Below are 20345 nucleotides of genomic sequence, written 5' to 3'. Positions count from 1 at the left end.
ATATATCGAATCGCGAAACGCGGCGAGGGACCGACATTCATTGTGCCAGGATGGGGTAGGAGCGGGCAACCCGCTATTATTCATCAAACGTGAAACGTAGCACGCCGCTGCTGGTAGTCCCAACATAAAGCACGTTACCATCCACAACAAACGAAAGGACGGAATCCGGGATTTCAGGTGTCACCCGTTTCCATGTGCTTGAACCTTCTTCCAACTGATAGACGTATTGCCCGGTTGTACCATAGACCGTTGTTCCTTCTACCGCAAACTTCTCCATGACAAGTGGTTCACCCTCAGTATTGGTTGCCGCGTGCCAATGGGTGCCATCGCTTGAATGTGCCACCCCGCTGTTGGTCCCTACATAAACAGTTGATCCCGCAAAGGTGATTGCATTAAACGCCGTAACAGAAAACGGGAGATCAGCAGTAACATCACTCCAAGTCCCCCCCTTATCAAACGATTGAGAGAGGTGACCATCCCGTTTCCCGACATAGACGGTGTTACCTGACACAGCAATCTTGAAACCTATGGAATCACGGACATTTATAGATGTGGAAGCCTCAGCAGAATAGTCAACAGGAAAAACAACTTCAGTCTCATCTATTAACCCCGTATCGTACCATTCAGACATATCGGGTTCCCACCTGAAAAGTTTCTGCCCGTATTCGACGTAGTACTTCTCGCCACTAACGGCAAAACTACCAAAAAACGACGGCATACCCGTTGAAACTTGTTCCTCAAAAGCCTTATTGAACGCCTCACTCATTACCTTGGCATAATCAGGGTTACTCTCGAGTTTCTCAATTATCCGGTCAGATAATTGGTCAGGATTGATATCCTTGAGTATCTCAGCTACCTGTTCAAGATCAAGACCCTCAATATTTTGATTAACCTTATCTGGAAATGATTCCTGCAAGACTTCCCGCAAAGCCGTGATCATCATTTCTTCAGGCACGTCTATCTCCGTCTGTACCGTGTTACTTGAATTGCCCCCCTCAAAACCGGGCATATCGGGTATAAGTTCTAAGCCATTGTTTTCAGTAGATAGACGAAGTAGCGGTGAAGGTAAATTCATATTCTGTCCTTTCTTCAGATATATGTTACTATCAAATGCAGCGATAAGGACACTGTCGTCAATTTTCGGAAGCAGCGTCCATGATTCACCACCGTCTGTTGAGGTAACATACTTATTATTCACCGAGTTTGCGTAGAGTCTATCCTTAACAGCGATTAAAGTCGTAACAGGCGTGCTAACAAACCCCGTATTAAACGGATGCCAAGATTCGCCGCCATCGGTTGTGCGCAGAATCCCGGACTGGCCACCTTTATAAAAAATGTTTGTATCGGCTATCAGTAGCGGCGGAGCGATACCGCCACCTGACCCATCCTTTTCTAAGGTCGTCCATGTCTCTCCAGTGTTTGTGGAGTAGAAAAACTCGCCCTCTGCATCCGTCACCATAACCCCTGCAGCTGTTGCGAATATCTTAACGCTCGGAATGTTATCTGACCCGAGTAGTGGGGAACCCGTCGAAGCTTGACCCCTCCGCTGCCTACCCGCCTCACGTTCCTGCCTCTCGCGTGGGTCTATAGGGTACCACGACTTACCTTTATCTGTTGAGCGATAAAGGGACCACCAATTGTCGTCTGTTTTTCTTGACCTGAATAGCGTGCCGAACCCCCTTTCCATCTCTTTCCCAGCTGCAACATAGAGTCGATGTTTTGAAGCAGCCAAAGCATGGATCACGGGTTTCTCGCCGTGCAAATCTGTAGAACCAACTGCCAGCAATTCCCAAGTCTGAGCGTTAAGCCGATAGAGTCCGCTACTCGTCCCAGCAAATACCGTATTTTCAACAACTGCAAGTGCACGAACCTTATTAAGTCCCATGCCACCTTTCAGAGCAACCCACGAAGTCTTACCATCTTTGGAGTAGTAAACCCCGCCGGTAAGCGCGAGGTAAAATCCTGAGTCAGCCACCACAAATCCTCTGGCAATTCCTTTTGGATGCGTACCCAACGCATGCCACGTCTCACCCTTATCTTCGGATGCCAATATTTCAGTATCGGTAGCGAGATAAAGCATATTACCATGCGCTGCCATCAGTGCCGCAGTCCCCAACCAATCTTGGATGCTCAGTGAACCGAGCCTTCTCGCGTTGACACGTCGCCATGCACGTCCATCGGCTCCGAGTTTGTAAAGACTCGTTGAGGTCCCTGCGTAAATATCACCCGAATTCGTCGTGAAGAAATTATTGACGAAACCGCCTTCCGGTCCTTTGGTCTGCGTCCACTGCGGTATTAAGGTTGTAACTTCGGTCTCCTCAGCCGCTGCGGCGGCGAGGAATCGGGCATTAGGTTGCTGCCCCGCGCCCGGATTTCTACCCGGTATAGTAGAACCCCCCGCCTGATTTCGCACAGCGGGTTTCGCAAGCGTATCAACAACAAAAACTGCCTCGATGAGATCAACAGTCGGTTCGGATGTAGCATTTAGATTATACGGCTTCTGGAAACGAGAGAGGTATTGTGTTCCAACACCTATTAGTAGAAAAATCAAAACGGCAGACGCTGCCGAGAGTGCCCACGGTAAGACGGGTTTACTCGCAGCAGGTGCAGCGGGAACAAGACGCGATATTTCTCGCATAATGGTCTCTGTTAAGTTCGCAGGCAGTTGGAAACTGCCGAGGTTTTGTCGGATCATGGCTTCCTCCTTCTTCAAACGGTTACGCGCCCGACTGAGGCGACTCTTGACAGTGTTCGGGGATACACCAAGGAACTCACTAATGGTTTTGATTGTCATCTCTCCGAGATAATGCAGCGTCATCACTGTGCGTTCGCTCTCCGGCAGCTTTTGGAGCAGTTCCTTGACGATTTCACGACGCGTCTCATCGGCTTCGGCTTCCTGTTTCTCGGCTACATATCGAGAGTATGACCCGCGATTCACCTCACTCATATCAGTGACCTCCAAGGATTGTTCCGGTAAGGATTTCTTTTCAAACCAATCAGCACACAAGCGTGCCGCGATGACATAAAGCCAGCCGCCAAACAAGTTGTGATTTTTTAATGTTTCGAGCTTCTGATATGCCCTGAGAAACGCGTCCTGCGTGATTTCCTGAGCGATGTGAAAATCACCAATTTTCCGCCACGCAAGGGCATGCACACCTTTCTGATACTTGTTGACGAGGATAGCAAACGCCTCTTGGTCGCCCTGTAGTACTTGCTGAATGAGTTGCGCATCTTTCTGCTCCATTGCAAGCTCCTTCGGAATCCTAACATCTTTTGATTTAAGTGACAGGGTTTCGATATTAAAAGGTTGCATTATTTAACGATATTTTCAGAAAGAGGGTTTATGCAAACAAAAAAGGCACGCTTGGCAGCGCGCCTTTGATAAATCAAATCTTGCTAACATCGGAATAACAATGCGTATTGAGATGCTTATGTTAGATTTAATCAAATATAAGTTTGTAATCTGCCTCACGCGGTTCTATACTTTCTATACTCGCCTCAAAACCGGATCGTTCAACAGTCTCAATTAATACTGCACTCACACGTTCAGAAATTGCTTCGTTCACACCCTGCTTCGGGTCTGCTCCAGCGAGTGCCCATACTTCAACAGTAAAGTACTTAGGCGCATCAGGGTTTAGGTGCCATCCAATCTCATTTCGTAAAATAGGTTCGGTTGGCGCATCTGTAACCTTTTCAAACGAAACTTCACCCGTAGAAGGGACGTGCTTTATCGAAATTTGGGGTTTACGGTTCACTTCACCAACTGGCAGCCTGGCTTCTGTTACCTTGTAAGTCGCATCATCAATAACCAGGGCATCAATCTTTTGCAACGCATACAAAACACGAAACACAGAAGTAAAGCGTGTCATCCCGGTAACTGACAGCGTAACACCAAAGCCAGTTCTGCCGAGTGTTTGGGGCACGCATCCAAATTTGAGAACAAGCGGCACAGCGAGCACAATCAGCAGACAGATATATAATCGTTTCCGGCGCATATCAATTTCCTCCACATCTTAGTGTCCAAATTGAGAACCCAGACCGCCAATGCTCCTTGTCTGAAAATTCTTGGGGCGATCATTATTAAAGAAAAAATGCTCCTGCTTTTTACTCATTGAAAAGGTTTAGATCAAAGTATTCGTTTCCATTTTCCATAGCGGTGGCGACGACCTGGTTGAGGTGTTCAAGTGCAACTTGTTTTTCTGGGAAATCCGGCGTGAGCGCTCTTATACCTTCAATCAAAACAGAGGCTTTGGCCGTCGGAAATCTTCCATCATCAGTCGTGTGTGTGGCTACGATTTTACTAAATTCGAGAACCTTAAATACATCCCCGCCTGTTTGCTCCAACAGTCCTCGCTTCTGCTGAATACGGAGAAGTTCTTCTTGAAGTTCAAGAACACGTAAAGTATCTTCTCCACTGGTCACGGAGTTGTTGGCATAACTTCTTATTTCCTCCATGATTTCAAGAACACGTTGCTGCTGTCTATAGTCTTCATGCCTTCGCTCCATGGCTTCTCGTGAGAGTTCTGGAGGCACCTCACCTTTAGCGAGGTGCGGTGTGGGTTCTTCGCCAACCATAGATTTATTGATATCGCCCTCGGCATTAGATGTTACTTCTTCGCCTTCCGTCTCTCGGAGTTCAATTGGTGAGCGACCACGATGACCTGCCTCTGAGGTTGATTCTGGCGGTATATAAACATGATCTGCAATCTCCGTACGGGTGTTTTGTGTTTCGTTTGCTTTCGGCGCAGGTTGAACGGCTTTATAGATGGTGACCGGAGGACCCGGTTTGTTAGCACGCCCCCAAAAAAATGCACCAATACCCACAACAATGGCAGCCATAGCAAAAGGCAAGCCTTTTTTCAGAAAATACATGCTGTTCTCCTTTAGAGTAGATTTTAACGCAAGTTGCCATCTTTGTAGCATAATCTTCCAGATTGTGCTTGCGGAGACGCAAACTAAAATTGGACGCTACAAAATCCTGCGGAGAATCAATCACTTTCAATGAAAATGGTCTCCGCACGCCTAAAATCTTATGAGTAGCAACTTGGGTTAGATTTTAGAATTACCTATGTGGTGTTTACATTGTGTCAGTGATTGACATAAGGAAACGGTCTATACCTCTATTCATCAAGCGTAAAACGTAGTACACCACTGCTGGAAGTCCCAACATAGAGGGTGTTTCCATCAACAGCAAGCGAAAATACGGTATCTGGAATCTCAGGTGTCACTTGTTCCCACGTGTTTGAACCCGCTTTCAACTGATACACATATTGCCCAACTGTACCATATACTGTCGTTCCCGCTACTGCAAACTTCTCCACGACAAGCGGGTTACCTTCCGCATCGGTTGCCGCGTGCCAGTTGGCACCGTCGCTTGAATGTGCCACCCCTTTGTCAGTTGCCACATAAACAGTTGCTCCCGCGAAAGTGAGTGCCTTAAACGCCGCAAAAGAAAACGGAAGTTCTTGCCTGACATCCTTCCAAGTGTCTCCTTCATCAAACGATTGAACAAGATGTCCATCCCGCTTTGCAACGTAAACGGTTTTTCCTGAGACTGCAATCTTGAAACCCACAGAATCTATCATATTCGTTAGCATAGAAATACCACGGGAATAGTCAAAAGGGTCAGAAAATAAAGTCGAAAAAACGTCTTCGCCTTCATCTACTAACCCCGTGTTGTACCATTCAGTCTCACCGGATTTCCATCTGAAAAGTTTCTGCCCGTATTCGACGTAGTACGTCTCGCCACTAACAGCAAAGCTTCCCAAAACCAGTTTCACGGAAGCTGCAGCCTGCTCTTGGATTACCTTACTCATTGTGTCCTGCCACTCGTCTAACCGCTCAAGATCAATATCTTCAAAGTTTGGAGCTTTACCATCCTCAAACTTCTGTTTGCCCGCATCTGTCAGTGCTTCCAATATCGCCTCATTGCTTGTCTGTTCGATCTGATTTGTTAGATCATTATTCATCGGATTGACTTTTTCAATAAGTATAGGCATCCCAGCGATCTGGGTGAGTTTATTGTCCTGTGTTGAAAATCGAAGAATTTGAGGGGTCGTGCCATTTATCCGCCTTGCGTAGAGATGACCGCCAAATTTGTCCACCTTATTTGTGTTAACGTCAACACCTTTGGCAAGCGGTATCCACGATGCGCCACCATCCGTTGAAGTAACAAATCCATTCATCGTGAACGCATAAAGTTTGCCATCAAGAGCGAATAAATACATAACAGTCGTGCCAGCGAGTCCGGTATTAAATTGATCCCACGATTCACCCGCATCGGTTGTGCGATGGACCCCAGATTGTGTGCCTATGTAGAAGGTATTCGCATCCAACATCACAATAGGTGGCGCAAGGTTGTTAACGCCGGCTGATCTATCCTTTAAATCTAAAGACAGCCAAGTCTCACCTGCGTTAACTGAATAGAAAAGCTCTCTTGAATCCGCTAACATAACCCTCCCTTCTGCCGTAATTATCTTGACCTTCGAGTAAGTGAAATCCATTTGTGTCGAATCTTTACCACGTACCGGGAATTGAATCGAAAATCCACCTTTTTGTTTCCTCTCATTCTCCGTCCTTTCTCTCGGATCTATGTCATACCATGTCTCCCCCAAATCCGTTGAACGGTAAAGCGACCACCAGTCACCGCCAGTTATTATTGTTTTCAATTGTGCCCCAAACCCCGTTGTAACTTCTCTTCCGGCTGCAACATAGAGTCGATGTTTTGAAGCAGCCATAGCATGGATTATAGGTTTTTCTCCATGTTTATCTACCGGACCCACGGATACAAGTTCCCACATCTCAGCATTGAGCCGATAAAGTCCACTATCCGTGCCAGCAAACACCGTATTTTCAACGGCAGCAAGTGCGCGAACCTTCTCTGCTGCCATACCATCTTTCAGCACTACCCACGATGCCTTGCCATCTTTGGAATAGTAAACACCCTCCATAAGTGCGAGATAAAACCCAGAGTCGGTTACCGCAAAGCCTCTGGATCCTCCTTCTGGATGGACACCTAACACATTCCATGTCTCCCCCTTATCTTTGGATGCTAATATTTCAGTATCCGTGGCGAGATAGAGCCTATCACCGTGCTCTGTCATCTGTATCGCACCTACTATCCAGTCTTGGAGGTTAAGAGAACTCGCACTCCACGTGTTGACGTGTTTCCATGCGCCGGAATCCGCTGTGAGTTTATAGAGGCTGGAAGGGGTCCCTGCGTAAATATCACCAGCATTCGTCGTAAAGAGGGTATTGACGATACCGCCCTCCGGACCTTTGGTTCTCGCCCACTGTGGTGTCGGGGTTACAACCTCCGCTTCATCTACTGCTGCTGCGGCGAAGAGTCGTGCCTCGGGCTGCCGACCTGCCCCTGGATTTCTACCCGGCATAGCGGAATGCCCTGCCTGATTCCGAACAGCAGGCTTCGCAGGCGTATCCACAACAAAAAGTGCCTCAATAAGATCAACCGTCGGCTCCGATGTGGCGTTTAGATTGTACGGTTTCTGGAAACGCGAAAGGTATTGTGCACCAACACCCATCAGCAGAAAAATCAAAACGGCAGACGCTGCTGAGACTGCCCACGGCAATACAGGTTTACTCGCAGCAGGTGCAGCGGGAACAAGACGCGAGACTTCTCGCATGATGGTCTCTGTTAAGTTCGCAGGCAGTTGGAAACTGCCGAGGTTTTGTCGGATCATGTCTTCCTCCTTCTTCAAACGGTTCCGCGCCCGACTGAGCCGGCTTTTGACAGTGTTCGGGGATACGCCGAGGAACTCACTGATCGTTTTAATCGTCATCTCTCCGAGATAATGCAGCGTCATCACCGTTCTTTCGCTCTCTGGCAGTTTTTGGAGCAGTTTCTTGACGACTTCACGACGTGACGCATCCGCTTCTGCTGCCTGCTTTCCTGTTATGTATCGAGAATATGACACTTGATTCACCTCGCTTACATCGGTAACTTCCAAGGATTGTTCCGGTGGGGGATTCTTTCGGAGATAGTCGAGACACAAATTTGACGCAATCACGTAAAGCCAGCCGCCAAACAACTCGTAACTTTTCAAGGTTCCGAGTTTCTGATATGCCTTAAGAAACGCGTCCTGCGTAATCTCTTGTGCGATGTGAAAGTCCCCAATTTTGCGCCACGCCAACGCGTGAACCCCTTTCTGATATTTGTTGACCAACGGCGTAAATGCGTCCTGATCACCCGCTAATATCCGTTGAATGAGTTCGGCATCCTTCTGTTTCATGACAAGCCCCCCGGAAGCGTCCATCTCCATCTTTTAATTAAAGTGACGAATTCCGAATATTGAAAGGTTGCATTATTTTTTCTAATCGCAATTATAGATACATTGTAAATAGGAACAAGCGGAAAAAATCACCATAGATGTCAAGAAAAAATAACCCTCGCGACCCCAAACCGGTAGGTTCGGTTTCCCAACCGAACCGGATTCTACGCGAAAACCTTGAAGACTTCAAAAACCTCTTCAGTCCCGTAGGGACGTCATGTTTATAGAAGTGGTCTCAAACAAAGACCCAAGCCCTGTAAGGGCGGCATGTGTATAATAACTGTTCTAAAATACCGTGAAAAATCCCTAAATTGATACCTATGGTGTAAGCGGAAAAATCACACATCAGTAACAGAAAAAAGGCGAGGTGATTAAACCTCGCCTACCGATCAACAAATGGTAAAGCGTAAGAACCTCGCCCTACATTTGCGAAATTTTTCTAAAATCGCTTCAAACTGCCCCACGTTGTTGCAAGTTTGGCTCTTGGCATTACTGATAACCCGCCTCTGTCTGGAATTCCCTCGCCAGTAATGGTAATATTATCGAATCTCGCTGTATAATTTGTGAGACCAAAGCCAACCCCACCTGTTTGGAAGTCGGGGAATTCCGGATCAATCACTTGAAATACTTTAGCCCATGGGATAGGGATGCCTCCTATAGTTTTAAAAAGCTGTTTACCGTTAACTGAGAGGTTAAAAGTATTTCCATAAACGCTCAACTTCAGAATTGACCACTTGTTTACGTCAAAAAATGGACTGGGTTCAAAACTAAAAAAGACAGATTTATTCAGGTGAAAATTGCCAGCGATCGCCGTAGCCATGGATTCACGTCCGAGAAAAGGAAGGTCCCCAATTACATAGTACATCAACCAGGTTCCCTGAATCGGGGCGGCAATTGCGATGTTTCCGGGACCATGTTTTCTGAGAGGCTTTACATTCAGTTCAACAATGTAATTTCGCCACGTTTCATCCCCAAGCGTGAGCAAACGGGTTGCATTTCCACGGCTTATTGCCTCGAGTTCGCCATTAATAATCTTCCAAGAACCCGGAGCAGCATTATGCTGGACAAGCTCCTTCCACTCTCGAAGTTTCTTACCATCAAAGGTTTCGACAAACCTCCCTGCCCATACAGAGAAGGTGAGCAGAAAAAGGATTGCCATAATACTCACACACTTCATAGAGATTCTCCTTTCGATGTGATTTCACTTAAGATTAAAACCGCTTCAAGTTTCCCCAAGTTGTCGCGAGTTTGCCTTGGGATTTTACGGCGAATCCACCGCTGTTTGGAATCGTATCGCCGGTGATCGTGATATTATCAAAGCGCGCCGTATAGTTCGCGAGCCCAAAACCGGCACTGCCTGCAGGATGCGATGCAATATCTTTTGTCTTTATCATGAGTTCTTCACCACGATGTAAAAGGATAAAAGGATCTCCTGTTTCCGTTATTTTTTTTCCATCTATCGAGAAAGTGAAGTGGTCTCCACCGACGCTCAATTTGAGTTTAGACCATTTATTCAATCTTAAAAGTCTGTGACGTTTTATGTACAGTGCTTCGTGTACTTTTTCATTAAAGTCGCGACTGATACACATCACTTTTGATTCAGGATCGTTTAAGAAGAGGTCACTCACCAGACACCAAACTGCCCGGTTTCCTTTAACCCGTGCAAGAATCCCGATATTTCCGGGTCCGCGTTTTTCGAGCGGTTTCACATTAACCTCGATACTGTAATCTTGCCACGTTTCGTCCCCTGTCGTAAAAAAACGGGCACCCCCTCCAGGATTTGTCATCTCAAGTTCCGCATCAATGATTTCCCATGAGCCGGGTACAGCATTATGCGCGTTAAGTTCCTGCCAGTCGGCTAAGTCATCATCAAAGGTTTCGACAAACCTCCCTGCCCATACAGAGAAGGTGAGAAGAAAAAGAGTTGCTATAATACTCACACATTTCATAGAGATTCCCCTTTAGATGTGATTTTTGTTGAAATTAAAACCGCTTCAAGTTTCCCCAAGTTGTCGCGAGTTTGTCTTGGGATGTTACGGTGAACCCACCGCTGTTTGGAATCGTATCGCCGGTGATCGTAATATTATCGAAACGCGCCGTATAATTCGAGAGACCGAAGCCTACACCACCTGTCAGAAAGTCAGGAAAGTCCTTAAAAACCGCAACTTCTCTGAAAATCTGAAGTTTCGTAGGTTCCATAACCTGCTCCCCATTAATCCAAAAGGTGAAGCTATCGCCTTGGACACTTAATTTTAAATGTGACCATTTGTTCAACTTTAAGAGTGGATGTCGAGCATCGTGGAGAGATGCGAATGATACACCGTGTAAATTGCCTACTACACAAACTATTCGTGGTTGGTGAACTGGAGGTTTATCATCGATTATAACCACTAAATCCTCAACACTGCAGTAAACTACCCATGTCCCCTTAACCCGTGCAGCAATCGAGATACTGGAAATACCGTGTTTCTTAAGCGGCTTGATATCAAACTCAACGGTGTAGTCTTCCCATGTGTTATCTCCGGTCGTAAGTAAACGTATAAACGTTTCACGGCTTATGGCGTGCAGTTCATCGCCAACAATTTCCCAAGAACCAGGGGCTTTATTCAACTGGACGAGTTCCTTCCATCCTTCCAGATCACCATCACCAAAGGTTTCTACAAACGTCCCTGCCCATACAGAGGAGGTGAAGAGAAAAAGGATTGCTACAATAGACACAAATTTCATAATAATTTTCCTTTCGATGCGATCTCTATCGTGGTTAAAACCTCTTCGAGAGGTTGGGTTGAACGGTGTTGAAAAGGTATATGTCGGTGTGCCAATACCCTCAAATCCAACCTGTCGTCCTATACATCCAAAAACGCAGTGAAACCCAACTTGATACCCTCAGGTGCCCGGAAACCGCAAAGGTGTTGGGTTTCTCTCAATTTTCTGTTTGAGATGCCGTCTATGGTGCAGGCTGAGCCTTGTGTTCCTTTTCAGCGTTTTGGGAGCATCCGTTCAACCCAACCTACGGGACGATACTACCGGGCCTGGAGCAAACATAGCAGCATACATGATATCCAACCGTATCAAATATCAGAACGGAAGAATTTTAGGAATGCTATCGCCGTAAACGCCACCGCGAAAAAACCGAGCAAGCACACGTCTACTGCAGAGCGACGCAACGTGTCCGATAAAGAAGGCTCCGTCAAGGTTGGCGGCGGTGGAATTTTGTCTGTTTCGGATTCAGAAGAATCAGTCATCCGATTCGCTATCTGCAGAATCTGTGCCAGTGCATCGTCGGAAACTTCGCTGAAATACGAGTCATCAAGTTGGCTGTAGTACCGCTCACCCGTTTGAAAGTAGCCGTCCCTTTTCAACTTACCCGTTTGCGTTAGATTTATCGCAATATAACTCAGAGAAGAGGTTGGCGCGATCCGAGAAAGGGTCTCTCCAACTTGTTCTTGCCGATCCTTCTCACGCTGATAGTCCCTATCAATCTTGTCCGTTTGATTCTGAAACGCCCGTCGAAACTGCTCCTCAATCGGTTTTCTGAGTTTATCCATTCTTTCTTGGAATGCTGTGTCGTCTGAGCGAATAGCAATACCTTCACTACTCGCGAACGCTTCAGCCATTTTTTCGCCAATTTTTTCATCCTTATCTTTACTCAAGTTATTACGAAGTATCGTTTTTTCCATATAAACCGCCTGCTGTGTCCGGGTCGGTGAAACGAGTTTAGCCACCACAAACGCGCCGCGTGGCACGATCAACACCGCAAACACCCAAAACGTGAAAGCGACAATCAGCGCGGTCTTGGCATTATCCAGATAGGTTGAAATGAACACGCCTATCGCAAAAAATACAGCAATATAGAGCAACGAGATCAGCGTCAGACCCAATACAGGCAGTGCAATTTTGAACTCACCGAGCGGAAATCCCTGCCAAGTGATTAGGAGCAACCCTAACAGGAATGACACTAAAAACGGAACGACAAACACAATGTAGCCACCGATTAACTTGCTCCACAAAAACACATCTCGCGGCAGGGAATTCGATAGATTTATCCGCAGCGTTCCCGCCTCCCGCTCCCCAGCAACAGCATCAAACGTGAACAGCAGTGCCAACAGACTGAAAACTGTCCCTACGATAAACAGGAAATCGAGATTGCCCAATACATACGCAACGGAGGCTTGAGAAACGCCTGCTGAACCTTGCCGGACCCCATTACGCGTCATGCCAAGATAGGTCGGCAGCGCATCCTCTAAACCGTTCGCAAACACGCTCAAAGGTGTAGGTTTGAGGAACAACTTGGAAACCTCCGTGTTCGGGTCCTGCGCATTCGGCGGATTTTCTTTCGCTTCTGCCTGTTCGCGTTTAATCGACTCTTGGTAGTCCACCAGGTTCTGGCTATACCTTCGATGATTGATCGAAAGGGTCAGTGGCACCAGCAAAAGGCACATTAACAGCAGCGCAACAAACCGGACACTCAAAATGTGGTGCATAATCTCTTTTTGAATCAATGTCATTAGCATCGTAATTTCTCCGCTATTTTTTTATCCTTTGATCTTTTGTAAAAGTCAAAATTGGGTTTTTCTCTACCTTTTCCCGAATTGATTTGGCTATCACTAATCAATTTTTAGGACTTAGGCACCTACCGGGTTTGGGTGAAAGATGTGGCTAATGCGATGTAAATTTTTAGAAATGGTATTAGAACTGCTTTAGACTTGCCCATGTCGTTGCGATTTTCGCATTTGGTGATACAGAGAACCCCCCGTTATCTCTGACACTACCACCGGTAATGGCGAGGTTGTCAAACCTCGCTGTATAATTTGCGAGCCCTACGCCGATTTTACCTCTCAGAAGAGGCAGTGTGCCTTCCTTCGGCTCCATAACTACCGGTCCCAAAACCGCCTTTCCGTTAATCCAGAAAGTTAGGGTATCGCCATGGACGCTCACCTTCAGATTCGACCACTTATTTAATTTCAAAAGTGGACTCGGTGCCTGTGCAAAAATCCGCATGCCTGTAGCACTGTGAAAATTCCCACCCATACATGTCGCCATGGGTTCAGGCACAGCTGGGATTCCTTCTCCCGGTTTAGCGAACCTGGGACCGTCACCAATTATGCAGATGATCGTTCGGTTTCCCTTAACCCGTGCTGCAATCGTAATGTTACCCTCATTGTGTTTTTCCAGAGGCTTGACATCAAATTCAAAGTCATAATTGCTCCATCTCTCGTTCCCCATCGTGAGTAAACGGATCAGTGCGGAACGCGTGGCACCTTCAAGCGTACCCTCAACGACTTCCCAAGAAGTTCGCCCGATATCTGAATCAAGCCTAATTAATTCTCGCCACGCCTCTAAATCTCGGTCATCAAATTTCTCCAAAAACTTACCTGCCCATGCAGAGAAAGTAAAGAGAAAAACACTCAGTCCAACAACTATCAATTTCATACCTTTTGGTGTCCTCGTCATTAACATGGTAATTTCTCCTCTGTTTTTTATTAATTAACCACTCCATACTTCGGAATAGTAGTTTTAGATCAGCGTCCGTAGGTTGGGTTGAACGGAACTCAGAAGACAACTGCAGGGTTTCAAAGACACATCAAATCTGACATGTCGTCCTATACACTCAAGAACACAGTGAAACCCAACTTCATACCGATAGAACCCCGGAAACCCCAAAAGTGTTAGGTTTCACTCGGTTTGTGTTTGACGTCGCATGTAATGATCGCTTTAAATATCGGAACGGAAGAATTTCAGAAACGCCCCGGTAGTCAATATCACTGCAAAAAAACAGAGCAATAGGATGTCCACCATCGATTGACCAAGCGTCTCTCCCAAGGTTGTGATTTCTAAAGGGGGCGGTTGTGTCATTTGGACAGTATCATATGCTGCCACAATTCTCATAGAAACATGATCTACAACTTTGCTAAACCAATCCGTATCAAGCGCATCATAATAACGATCGCCAGTTTGAAAGTAGTTGTCTCGTTTTGTCTTTCCGGTCTGTGTTAGGTTTGTGGTGAGATAAATAAGCGAAGATGTTGGTGTGACCCGTGAAAGGATTTCCCCTACCGCTTCTTGCCGTGCTTTTTCGCGCTTATAACGTCGATCTATCTCGTCAGCACCCTCCTTGAATTTCTGTCGAAATTCCTCCACAAGCGGTTTCACCTGTTCGTCGAGTTCTTTTGTTGGACCAAAACCCGACGCGAAATGTGCTTCAAGGGTCTTTTCAATATCTGCTTCACTTGTAGGTTGCGGTTGGTTGTTAGAACGGCTTTTCCAGAATTCGTCATGCATTTTCTGTTTCTTTTCTTCAAGTTCTGCGTTGAAATTCTCGCGGAGGGCAGTCTTTTCGAGATAGACACTCTGCAATGTTTGTGTCGGGGCGATGAATTTCGCAGCGAGGAACCCAACACGCGGTGTAATTAACACGGCAAATACCCAGACGGTAAACGCGAGGATGAGTGCCGTCTTGGAATTATCTAAATAAGTCGAAATTACCGTCCCTATCGCAAAAAATACCCCGATGTAGAGTAACGAGACAACGATTAAACTCAGCACCCGTGGGAAAATTTCGGGTTCGCCAAGCGGAAAGCCTTGCCAAACAAGCATCAGTAAACCAAAAAGCAGCGATACCAAGAACGGAACGACGAACACTAAGTAACCACCGATCAGTTTACTCCATAGGAAGAGGTCCCTCGGTAGGGAATTTGATAGCGTAATCCGAAGGGTTCCCGCCTCTCTTTCACCAGCAACGGCATCAAAAGTAAACAGGAGTGCAAGCAAACTGAAAACAGTGCCAACGAGGAAAAGAAAATCGAGATGGCCCAAAAGATAAGAAAGGGAATCTGAAACCAAAGCCGGAGCACCCTGTGTAATTCCGTTGCGCGTCATTCCAAGATAACTCGGTAGCGCATCCCCTAATCCGTTTGCGAAAACGCTCAAGGGGGCCGGCTTGAGGAAAAGTTTAGAAACTTCCAACTCCGGCTTCAGTTCCATTTTTGGATTCATCTTTGCTTCCTCGATGTTTGCCAATTTGACGGTTTCTTGGTAATCCACAAGGTTTTGTTGGTAATTTCGATAACCGATAGAAAGCGTAAGTGGAATCAGCAGAAGACACATTAGAAGGAGAGCGACAAACCGAACGCTCAAAATATGATGCATAATCTCTTTTTGAATCAACGTCATTAACATGATAATTTCTCCTCCGGTTTTTTATTTTATGAACCGTTCACGTTTTTGGAATAGTCGTTGTATATTACACTCGAAGTTGCTACCTATAAGATTTTAGTTATGAGGTTTCCTGCGGTTTTATTCGGGAGGCGAGGATTCAATCCTCGCCTCCCGAACTCGGAAAAGCAAAATGGCACGTCAAGGAGACATCAACACCGATAGCTGCTGAAGGATGTCCTGGCCCTCTTCTGTCTTAAGGAATTCTGCGCCGAGGTGCGCTTCAAGTTGCGACTGCAGTTGTCCCTTAACTTGATCTCTCACCTGCACGGTCACTTGTTGGAGGATCTCCATACCCATTTGTGTCTCAAGAATACCTTTTCCAAGTTGTGCTTCTATCTGCGGCTTAGCTTGTTCAAGGATACTAACCTCCATGCGACTGAGCACCTTCGGCACGTGTTTGAGTACCAATGTCTCAGTCGCTGTCTTAATTTCCTCTCTGACCGTTTGTGTCTTGAGAAAATTCTCTCCGTGTTGCGACCGTAAGTCACGTAAAAAATCAGATAAGGCAGAAAACTCTGTCTTGTTGCTATTATAGATATTTCTTTCCGGTCCGTTTCGATAAATTTTCCCAGCAACACTTAAGTTGAGGCGATGATGTTCACACCGAACGATGGGCGTCATATCACCTTCCTGCATCCACAGAATTTCCTGATCACCTTTCTTAGACGGACGCATCTCATAGAGATAACTGCACGGCAGTGTTGGATCCGACGCGCCTTCGGTTAAAACTCCAGGCACGCCCGCTGTCGCATCTGCAGGACAAAGAAGTGTTTTGCTATCCAGATATTCTGGGGCAAGTTCGGAAAGCCATTGCGGATCTGTATCTGCATTGGCAGCTCGATATTTTTCACGTGCCAGTTTTATCTGCCTCAAATTTTCCCTGCATGCCGCAATACCTTTGGCATCCTCAGCATCTTGCTGCCCTGAAAGTGAGGCTAATTCATAAGGATAGGTATCTGCTAAGAGCCACCGATTTAGGCGAACCAACGCTTCTCCATCTTTCGGATTTTGGGCAATGAGCACCTGCGTCTCTTCGCTGAGTTCAATATCAGCGAACACTTGCGCATCATAGAGAGGACCCGCTTGAAGCAGCCGATTCAGCTCTGATAGCAGTGCTTCTTGGAGTTTCGGAGACGGATCGCTTACGCCATCGTATCCGACTAACAGCCACTGTATATCTTCGGACAATTGCGATGCGATCCATTGGGACACCGGTGCGCGCGTGTCTTCGAGTTTCACCGCCAAACTGCCCGGATCTTTAATCGCATCCATATCAAAGAGAAACTGAGATGTCCCTGCATGGAGGGTCAGTTGTAAACTCATCGCCATCAGTAAAGTGGCGAACAAAAGCGTTACTGTTTTGCCTTGTAGGTGTAACCTGAGGTAATGTGTTTTTAAGCGTCCAATCGTCTTTAACATTTTTAAATCTCCTTTTTTTATATTTTTTATCGGTCATCAGTTATCAGTCATCGGTTAAGAGGTTTTAGATTCACTAAACAGTTTTAGGTGATTCCAACACCTCTTGTTACTGATAACTGAAAGGTTTTTTCGGAGAAAAAACCGCACTGACAACTGATAACTAATGCAGCGTAAAACGTAGCACGCCATGCCCAGGCGTCCCAACATAAAGTATATTACCATCAACAGTAAACGAGTTAATCTCGCTCGGAACTTCCGGTGTAACGGGTTCCCATGTGTTTGAATTCTCTTTCAATTGATATATCTGTTGCGCAGTTGCACCGTATACGGTTGTGTCCTCAACTGCCATTTTTTCTATAACAAGCGGTGCGCCTTCTGCATCGATCGCCGTGTGCCAGCGAGTCCCATCGCTTGAATACATAACACCTTTATCGGTTGCCACGTAAAGCGTTGGTCCGGCGAAGCCGATAGCCTTGAATTGCGTAACAGAAAACGGGAGGGCTGTCGTGACATCGTTCCAAGTGTCGCCTTCATCAAACGATTGAAGGAGGTGTCCGTCCCGTTTGCCAACATAAACGGTTTTGCCTGAGACAGCGATTTTGAAATCTATGGAACCCTGATCCTCAAGGTCAGCAACAGAATCAATAGCCTCACCTGCATCTGCTAAGCCGGTATTAAACCATTCCGTCATACCGGGCTTCCACCTGAAGAGTTGCTGGTTATATTCCATATAGTAAGTGCTACCGCTGACAGCAAAACTCCCGAAATATGCCTGAATGAGTTCAACCACACCTTTCTCTAAGGTCTGACTACCAACCGTGCTGAGCTTAGAGAGATCGAGATCGAGATCTCCAAGTGTTAATCCCGTACGTTCCTCAGCGTTTTTCTCAGGTTCATCTTGAACGAGTTCCGAAAGGATATTTTCAAATTTTTCACGGATAAGTGTTTCAACGTCTGACACCACTAAACTCGGCATTTCGGGGACAGGGGCTAACCCGTTATCCTCGGCAGATACGCGGAAAAGTTGCGGCGATGTCTCTTGGACACCTTTGACATAGAGCATATCGTTAAATTTCATCAGACTCATAAGCGTTTCAGGACGACGTAGCACAGGTGCCCACGATTCACCCCCATCAAATGAGACAACGAGTTCTCTCCATATTGTTGCGTAGAGCGCATGATTGGCATGTACCAAATTGCCCACACTCGTCCTCACCAATCCTGTGTTAAACGGATGCCATGTTTCGCCTGCATCGGTCGTGCGCAGAATCCCGAATCGTCCCCCTGTGTAGAAAGTATTCGCACCCGACATGGCAACGGCGAAAGTATCTGCCATATTTAGGGTGCCTGTATCTAAAGATATCCATGTCTCCCCGGCATCACTGGAGTAATGACTATTCCCGCCATCTAAGACTAAAAGTCTCTCTTGCCCTGCTACCATCTTAAGGCGGGAAGTCTCTTCTACTTCTGAATTGTCTGCCGTTTGTGCTGCCACTTGAGGTTTGTTAACTTCATGGGAAAAACTAAACCAACCGTTTTCCTTGGAATCGGAAACTGTTTCTGGGAAATCTATTGCTTGCCACGAATCTCCGAGGTCTGTTGATCGGTAAAGCGACAAAGTGGTCTTAGATGTCGATGAAATTGATATGGTCATCGAAAACATCTTATGCTGAACATCATTTCCGACAGCAACGTAGAGTCGGTGTTCAGCACTCGCCAATGCGCGAATATTTCCGGTTTCACCTACCTGTAATTGCACCCAGCCTTCCGAACTGTGGCGATAGAGGCCTTTATCTGTACCTACAAAGACAGTGTTGCCAATAGCCGTGATTGCCTGAATTTTCTTATCCGCCAGGCTTCCATCACCAAGAGATGTCCACGATTTACCGGCATCTACAGAGCGGAACACACCTTCAACAAGCCCCAAGTAAAGGGCTTCATCTGTTATGACAGTGTCAATTAATTGCCCTTCTGGACGCGCGCCCTGCACGCGCCAGGTCTCACCTCTATCTACCGAAGCAAGCGTTTCCGTGTCAGAAACGATGTAGAGGGTATCCTCATGTTCTGCCATTTGCCAGTAACCCTTAATAGACACGTCAGTATTGGCAGGTATCCACGTGCTTCTATCGTCTGTTAACCTATAGAGCTCCGCACCCGATCCGGCATAAACGTCGCCGTTAGATGCCATGAAGAGGCTGTTAACGACCCCGCCTTCGGGACCCTTAGTCTGGTTCCACTGAGACTTCGGCGTTGAAACTTCCACTGTATCAACTGGCAGTGTGGCAAAAAGCGATTCGTCCTGTTTCTGACCTGCGCCGGGACTCCTACCCGGGGTATGTGAACTCCCTGGCTGATATCGGATCGCAGGCTTCGCCGGGGTATCCACAACAAAAACCGCGTCAATCAACTCAACCGTCGGTTCTGAGGTGGCGTTTAGACTGTACGGTTTCTGAAAACGGGAGAGATACGGTGTGCCAACCCCGATCATTAGGAAAATCAAGACAGCAGCGGCGGCAGAAATTGCTAAAGGTGCCATCGGTTTACTCACCGCAGGCGGAACGGGTGCTATACGTGAAACCTCCTGCATAATGTTCTCTGCCAAGTTGTCCGGAAGTTGGAAGCTGCCGAGGTTCTGATGAATTACGTCTTCCTCTTTCCGTAAACGGTTGCGTGCGCGGCTGAGACGGCTTTTGACGGTATTCTGCGAGACACCGAGAAACTCAGAAATGGCTTTGATTGTCATTTCACCGAGATAGTGGAGCGTCATTACTGTCCGCTCGCTTTCCGGTAATTTTTTCAGCAGCTCCTTGACGACCTCGCGGCGCGTCTCATCGGCATCCTCTTCCTGTTTTTCTGCTACATATTGAGAATATGACACTTTGTCCACCTCGTTTGAATCCTCAGTATCAAGGGATTCCATGGGTATGCGATTCCTTCGGAGATAATCAAGGCACTCGCGGGCTACGATAACGTAAAGCCAGCCGCCAAACGCGTTATGGTCTTTCAATGTCCGTAGTTGCCGGTACGCCTTGAGAAACGCGTCTTGCGTAATTTCTTGGGCGATGTGAAAATCACCGATTTTCCGCCACGCCAACGCATGAACACCTTTTTGATATTTTTTAACTAAGGGACTGAATGCTTCCTGGTTCCCTTGTAATACCTGCTGAATGAGTTGCGCATCGCTCTGTTGCATTGCACGCCTCCTTCCCGAATTAATTATTCCGTCTGTTGATTGAAGTGACGTAACTTACGTTTCAAAAGGTTGCATTATTTCTGAAAAAACTAAAAAATTGATCTCCGGTTGGGCTAAACATCCGTCAGTATTATCTTCTGCCTCTCGCTGCTCAAGTGTCTGCGTCCTTAATTTGTCAGGAGTTTAGCCGAAAGCAAGGTAACCAATCCCAAAGAAGAACAAAAAGA

At 46.6% G+C, this 20345-nt stretch carries 12 protein-coding genes; all 12 read right to left on the bottom strand.

All coding sequences use genetic code 11. The features are described from left to right. Positions 1-76: 76 nt before the first annotated feature. A complete protein-coding gene (locus tag OXH00_00655; GenBank protein ID MCY3739507.1) occupies positions 77-3244 on the bottom strand; it encodes a sigma-70 family RNA polymerase sigma factor in 3168 nt (1055 codons plus the stop codon). A gap of 196 nt (positions 3245-3440) precedes the next feature. After that, positions 3441-3995, bottom strand: coding sequence for a hypothetical protein (locus OXH00_00650; protein ID MCY3739506.1), 555 nt, complete (start codon positions 3993-3995; stop codon positions 3441-3443). A 109-nt stretch (positions 3996-4104) separates the two neighbouring features. Then, entirely contained in the window at positions 4105-4872 is a 768-nt protein-coding gene (locus OXH00_00645; GenBank protein ID MCY3739505.1) for a hypothetical protein, read from the bottom strand. Between the two features lie 248 nt (positions 4873-5120). Then, positions 5121-8249 carry a sigma-70 family RNA polymerase sigma factor gene (locus tag OXH00_00640; GenBank protein MCY3739504.1) on the bottom strand — a complete coding sequence of 1043 codons (3129 nt, stop codon included), beginning with the start codon at positions 8247-8249 and terminating at the stop codon, positions 5121-5123. Positions 8250-8727: 478 nt separating this feature from the next. Further along, positions 8728-9465, bottom strand: coding sequence for a DUF1080 domain-containing protein (locus OXH00_00635; protein ID MCY3739503.1), 738 nt, complete (start codon positions 9463-9465; stop codon positions 8728-8730). Between the two features lie 34 nt (positions 9466-9499). After that, on the bottom strand, positions 9500-10237 hold the full coding sequence (locus tag OXH00_00630; GenBank protein MCY3739502.1) for a DUF1080 domain-containing protein: 738 nt from the start codon (positions 10235-10237) through the stop codon (positions 9500-9502). 34 nt (positions 10238-10271) lie between these two features. Further along, entirely contained in the window at positions 10272-11015 is a 744-nt protein-coding gene (locus tag OXH00_00625) for a DUF1080 domain-containing protein (protein ID MCY3739501.1), read from the bottom strand. 344 nt (positions 11016-11359) lie between these two features. Beyond that, positions 11360-12802 (bottom strand): ABC transporter permease, encoded by a 1443-nt coding sequence (locus OXH00_00620; GenBank protein MCY3739500.1) that lies wholly within the window; start codon positions 12800-12802, stop codon positions 11360-11362. A 175-nt stretch (positions 12803-12977) separates the two neighbouring features. Then, on the bottom strand, positions 12978-13748 hold the full coding sequence (locus tag OXH00_00615; GenBank protein MCY3739499.1) for a DUF1080 domain-containing protein: 771 nt from the start codon (positions 13746-13748) through the stop codon (positions 12978-12980). A 255-nt stretch (positions 13749-14003) separates the two neighbouring features. Beyond that, positions 14004-15467, bottom strand: a complete 1464-nt coding sequence (locus tag OXH00_00610) for an ABC transporter permease (GenBank protein MCY3739498.1) — start codon at positions 15465-15467, stop codon at positions 14004-14006. A gap of 177 nt (positions 15468-15644) precedes the next feature. Beyond that, complete coding sequence (locus OXH00_00605) at positions 15645-16925, bottom strand: hypothetical protein (protein ID MCY3739497.1); 1281 nt, start codon at positions 16923-16925, stop codon at positions 15645-15647. Positions 16926-17085: 160 nt separating this feature from the next. Continuing rightward, positions 17086-20118, bottom strand: a complete 3033-nt coding sequence (locus tag OXH00_00600) for a sigma-70 family RNA polymerase sigma factor (GenBank protein ID MCY3739496.1) — start codon at positions 20116-20118, stop codon at positions 17086-17088. Positions 20119-20345: the final 227 nt, after the last annotated feature.

It is taken from the genome of Candidatus Poribacteria bacterium, assembly GCA_026706025.1.
Taxonomy (GTDB): Bacteria; Poribacteria; WGA-4E; order WGA-4E; family WGA-3G; genus WGA-3G.
This window is presented reverse-complemented; position numbering and strand designations above follow the sequence as displayed.

Excerpts from the sequence above, each read along its gene's own strand:
- OXH00_00655 (MCY3739507.1), bottom strand. The coding sequence starts at position 3,244 with ATGGAGCAGAAAGATGCGCAACTCATTCAGCAAGTACTACAGGGCGAC.
- OXH00_00615 (MCY3739499.1), bottom strand. The coding sequence starts at position 13,748 with ATGTTAATGACGAGGACACCAAAAGGTATGAAATTGATAGTTGTTGGA.
- OXH00_00630 (MCY3739502.1), bottom strand. The coding sequence starts at position 10,237 with ATGAAATGTGTGAGTATTATAGCAACTCTTTTTCTTCTCACCTTCTCT.
- OXH00_00605 (MCY3739497.1), bottom strand. The coding sequence starts at position 16,925 with ATGTTAAAGACGATTGGACGCTTAAAAACACATTACCTCAGGTTACAC.
- OXH00_00600 (MCY3739496.1), bottom strand. The coding sequence starts at position 20,118 with ATGCAACAGAGCGATGCGCAACTCATTCAGCAGGTATTACAAGGGAAC.
- OXH00_00610 (MCY3739498.1), bottom strand. The coding sequence starts at position 15,467 with ATGTTAATGACGTTGATTCAAAAAGAGATTATGCATCATATTTTGAGC.
- OXH00_00635 (MCY3739503.1), bottom strand. The coding sequence starts at position 9,465 with ATGAAGTGTGTGAGTATTATGGCAATCCTTTTTCTGCTCACCTTCTCT.
- OXH00_00640 (MCY3739504.1), bottom strand. The coding sequence starts at position 8,249 with ATGAAACAGAAGGATGCCGAACTCATTCAACGGATATTAGCGGGTGAT.
- OXH00_00620 (MCY3739500.1), bottom strand. The coding sequence starts at position 12,802 with ATGCTAATGACATTGATTCAAAAAGAGATTATGCACCACATTTTGAGT.
- OXH00_00625 (MCY3739501.1), bottom strand. The coding sequence starts at position 11,015 with ATGAAATTTGTGTCTATTGTAGCAATCCTTTTTCTCTTCACCTCCTCT.
- OXH00_00650 (MCY3739506.1), bottom strand. The coding sequence starts at position 3,995 with ATGCGCCGGAAACGATTATATATCTGTCTGCTGATTGTGCTCGCTGTG.
- OXH00_00645 (MCY3739505.1), bottom strand. The coding sequence starts at position 4,872 with ATGTATTTTCTGAAAAAAGGCTTGCCTTTTGCTATGGCTGCCATTGTT.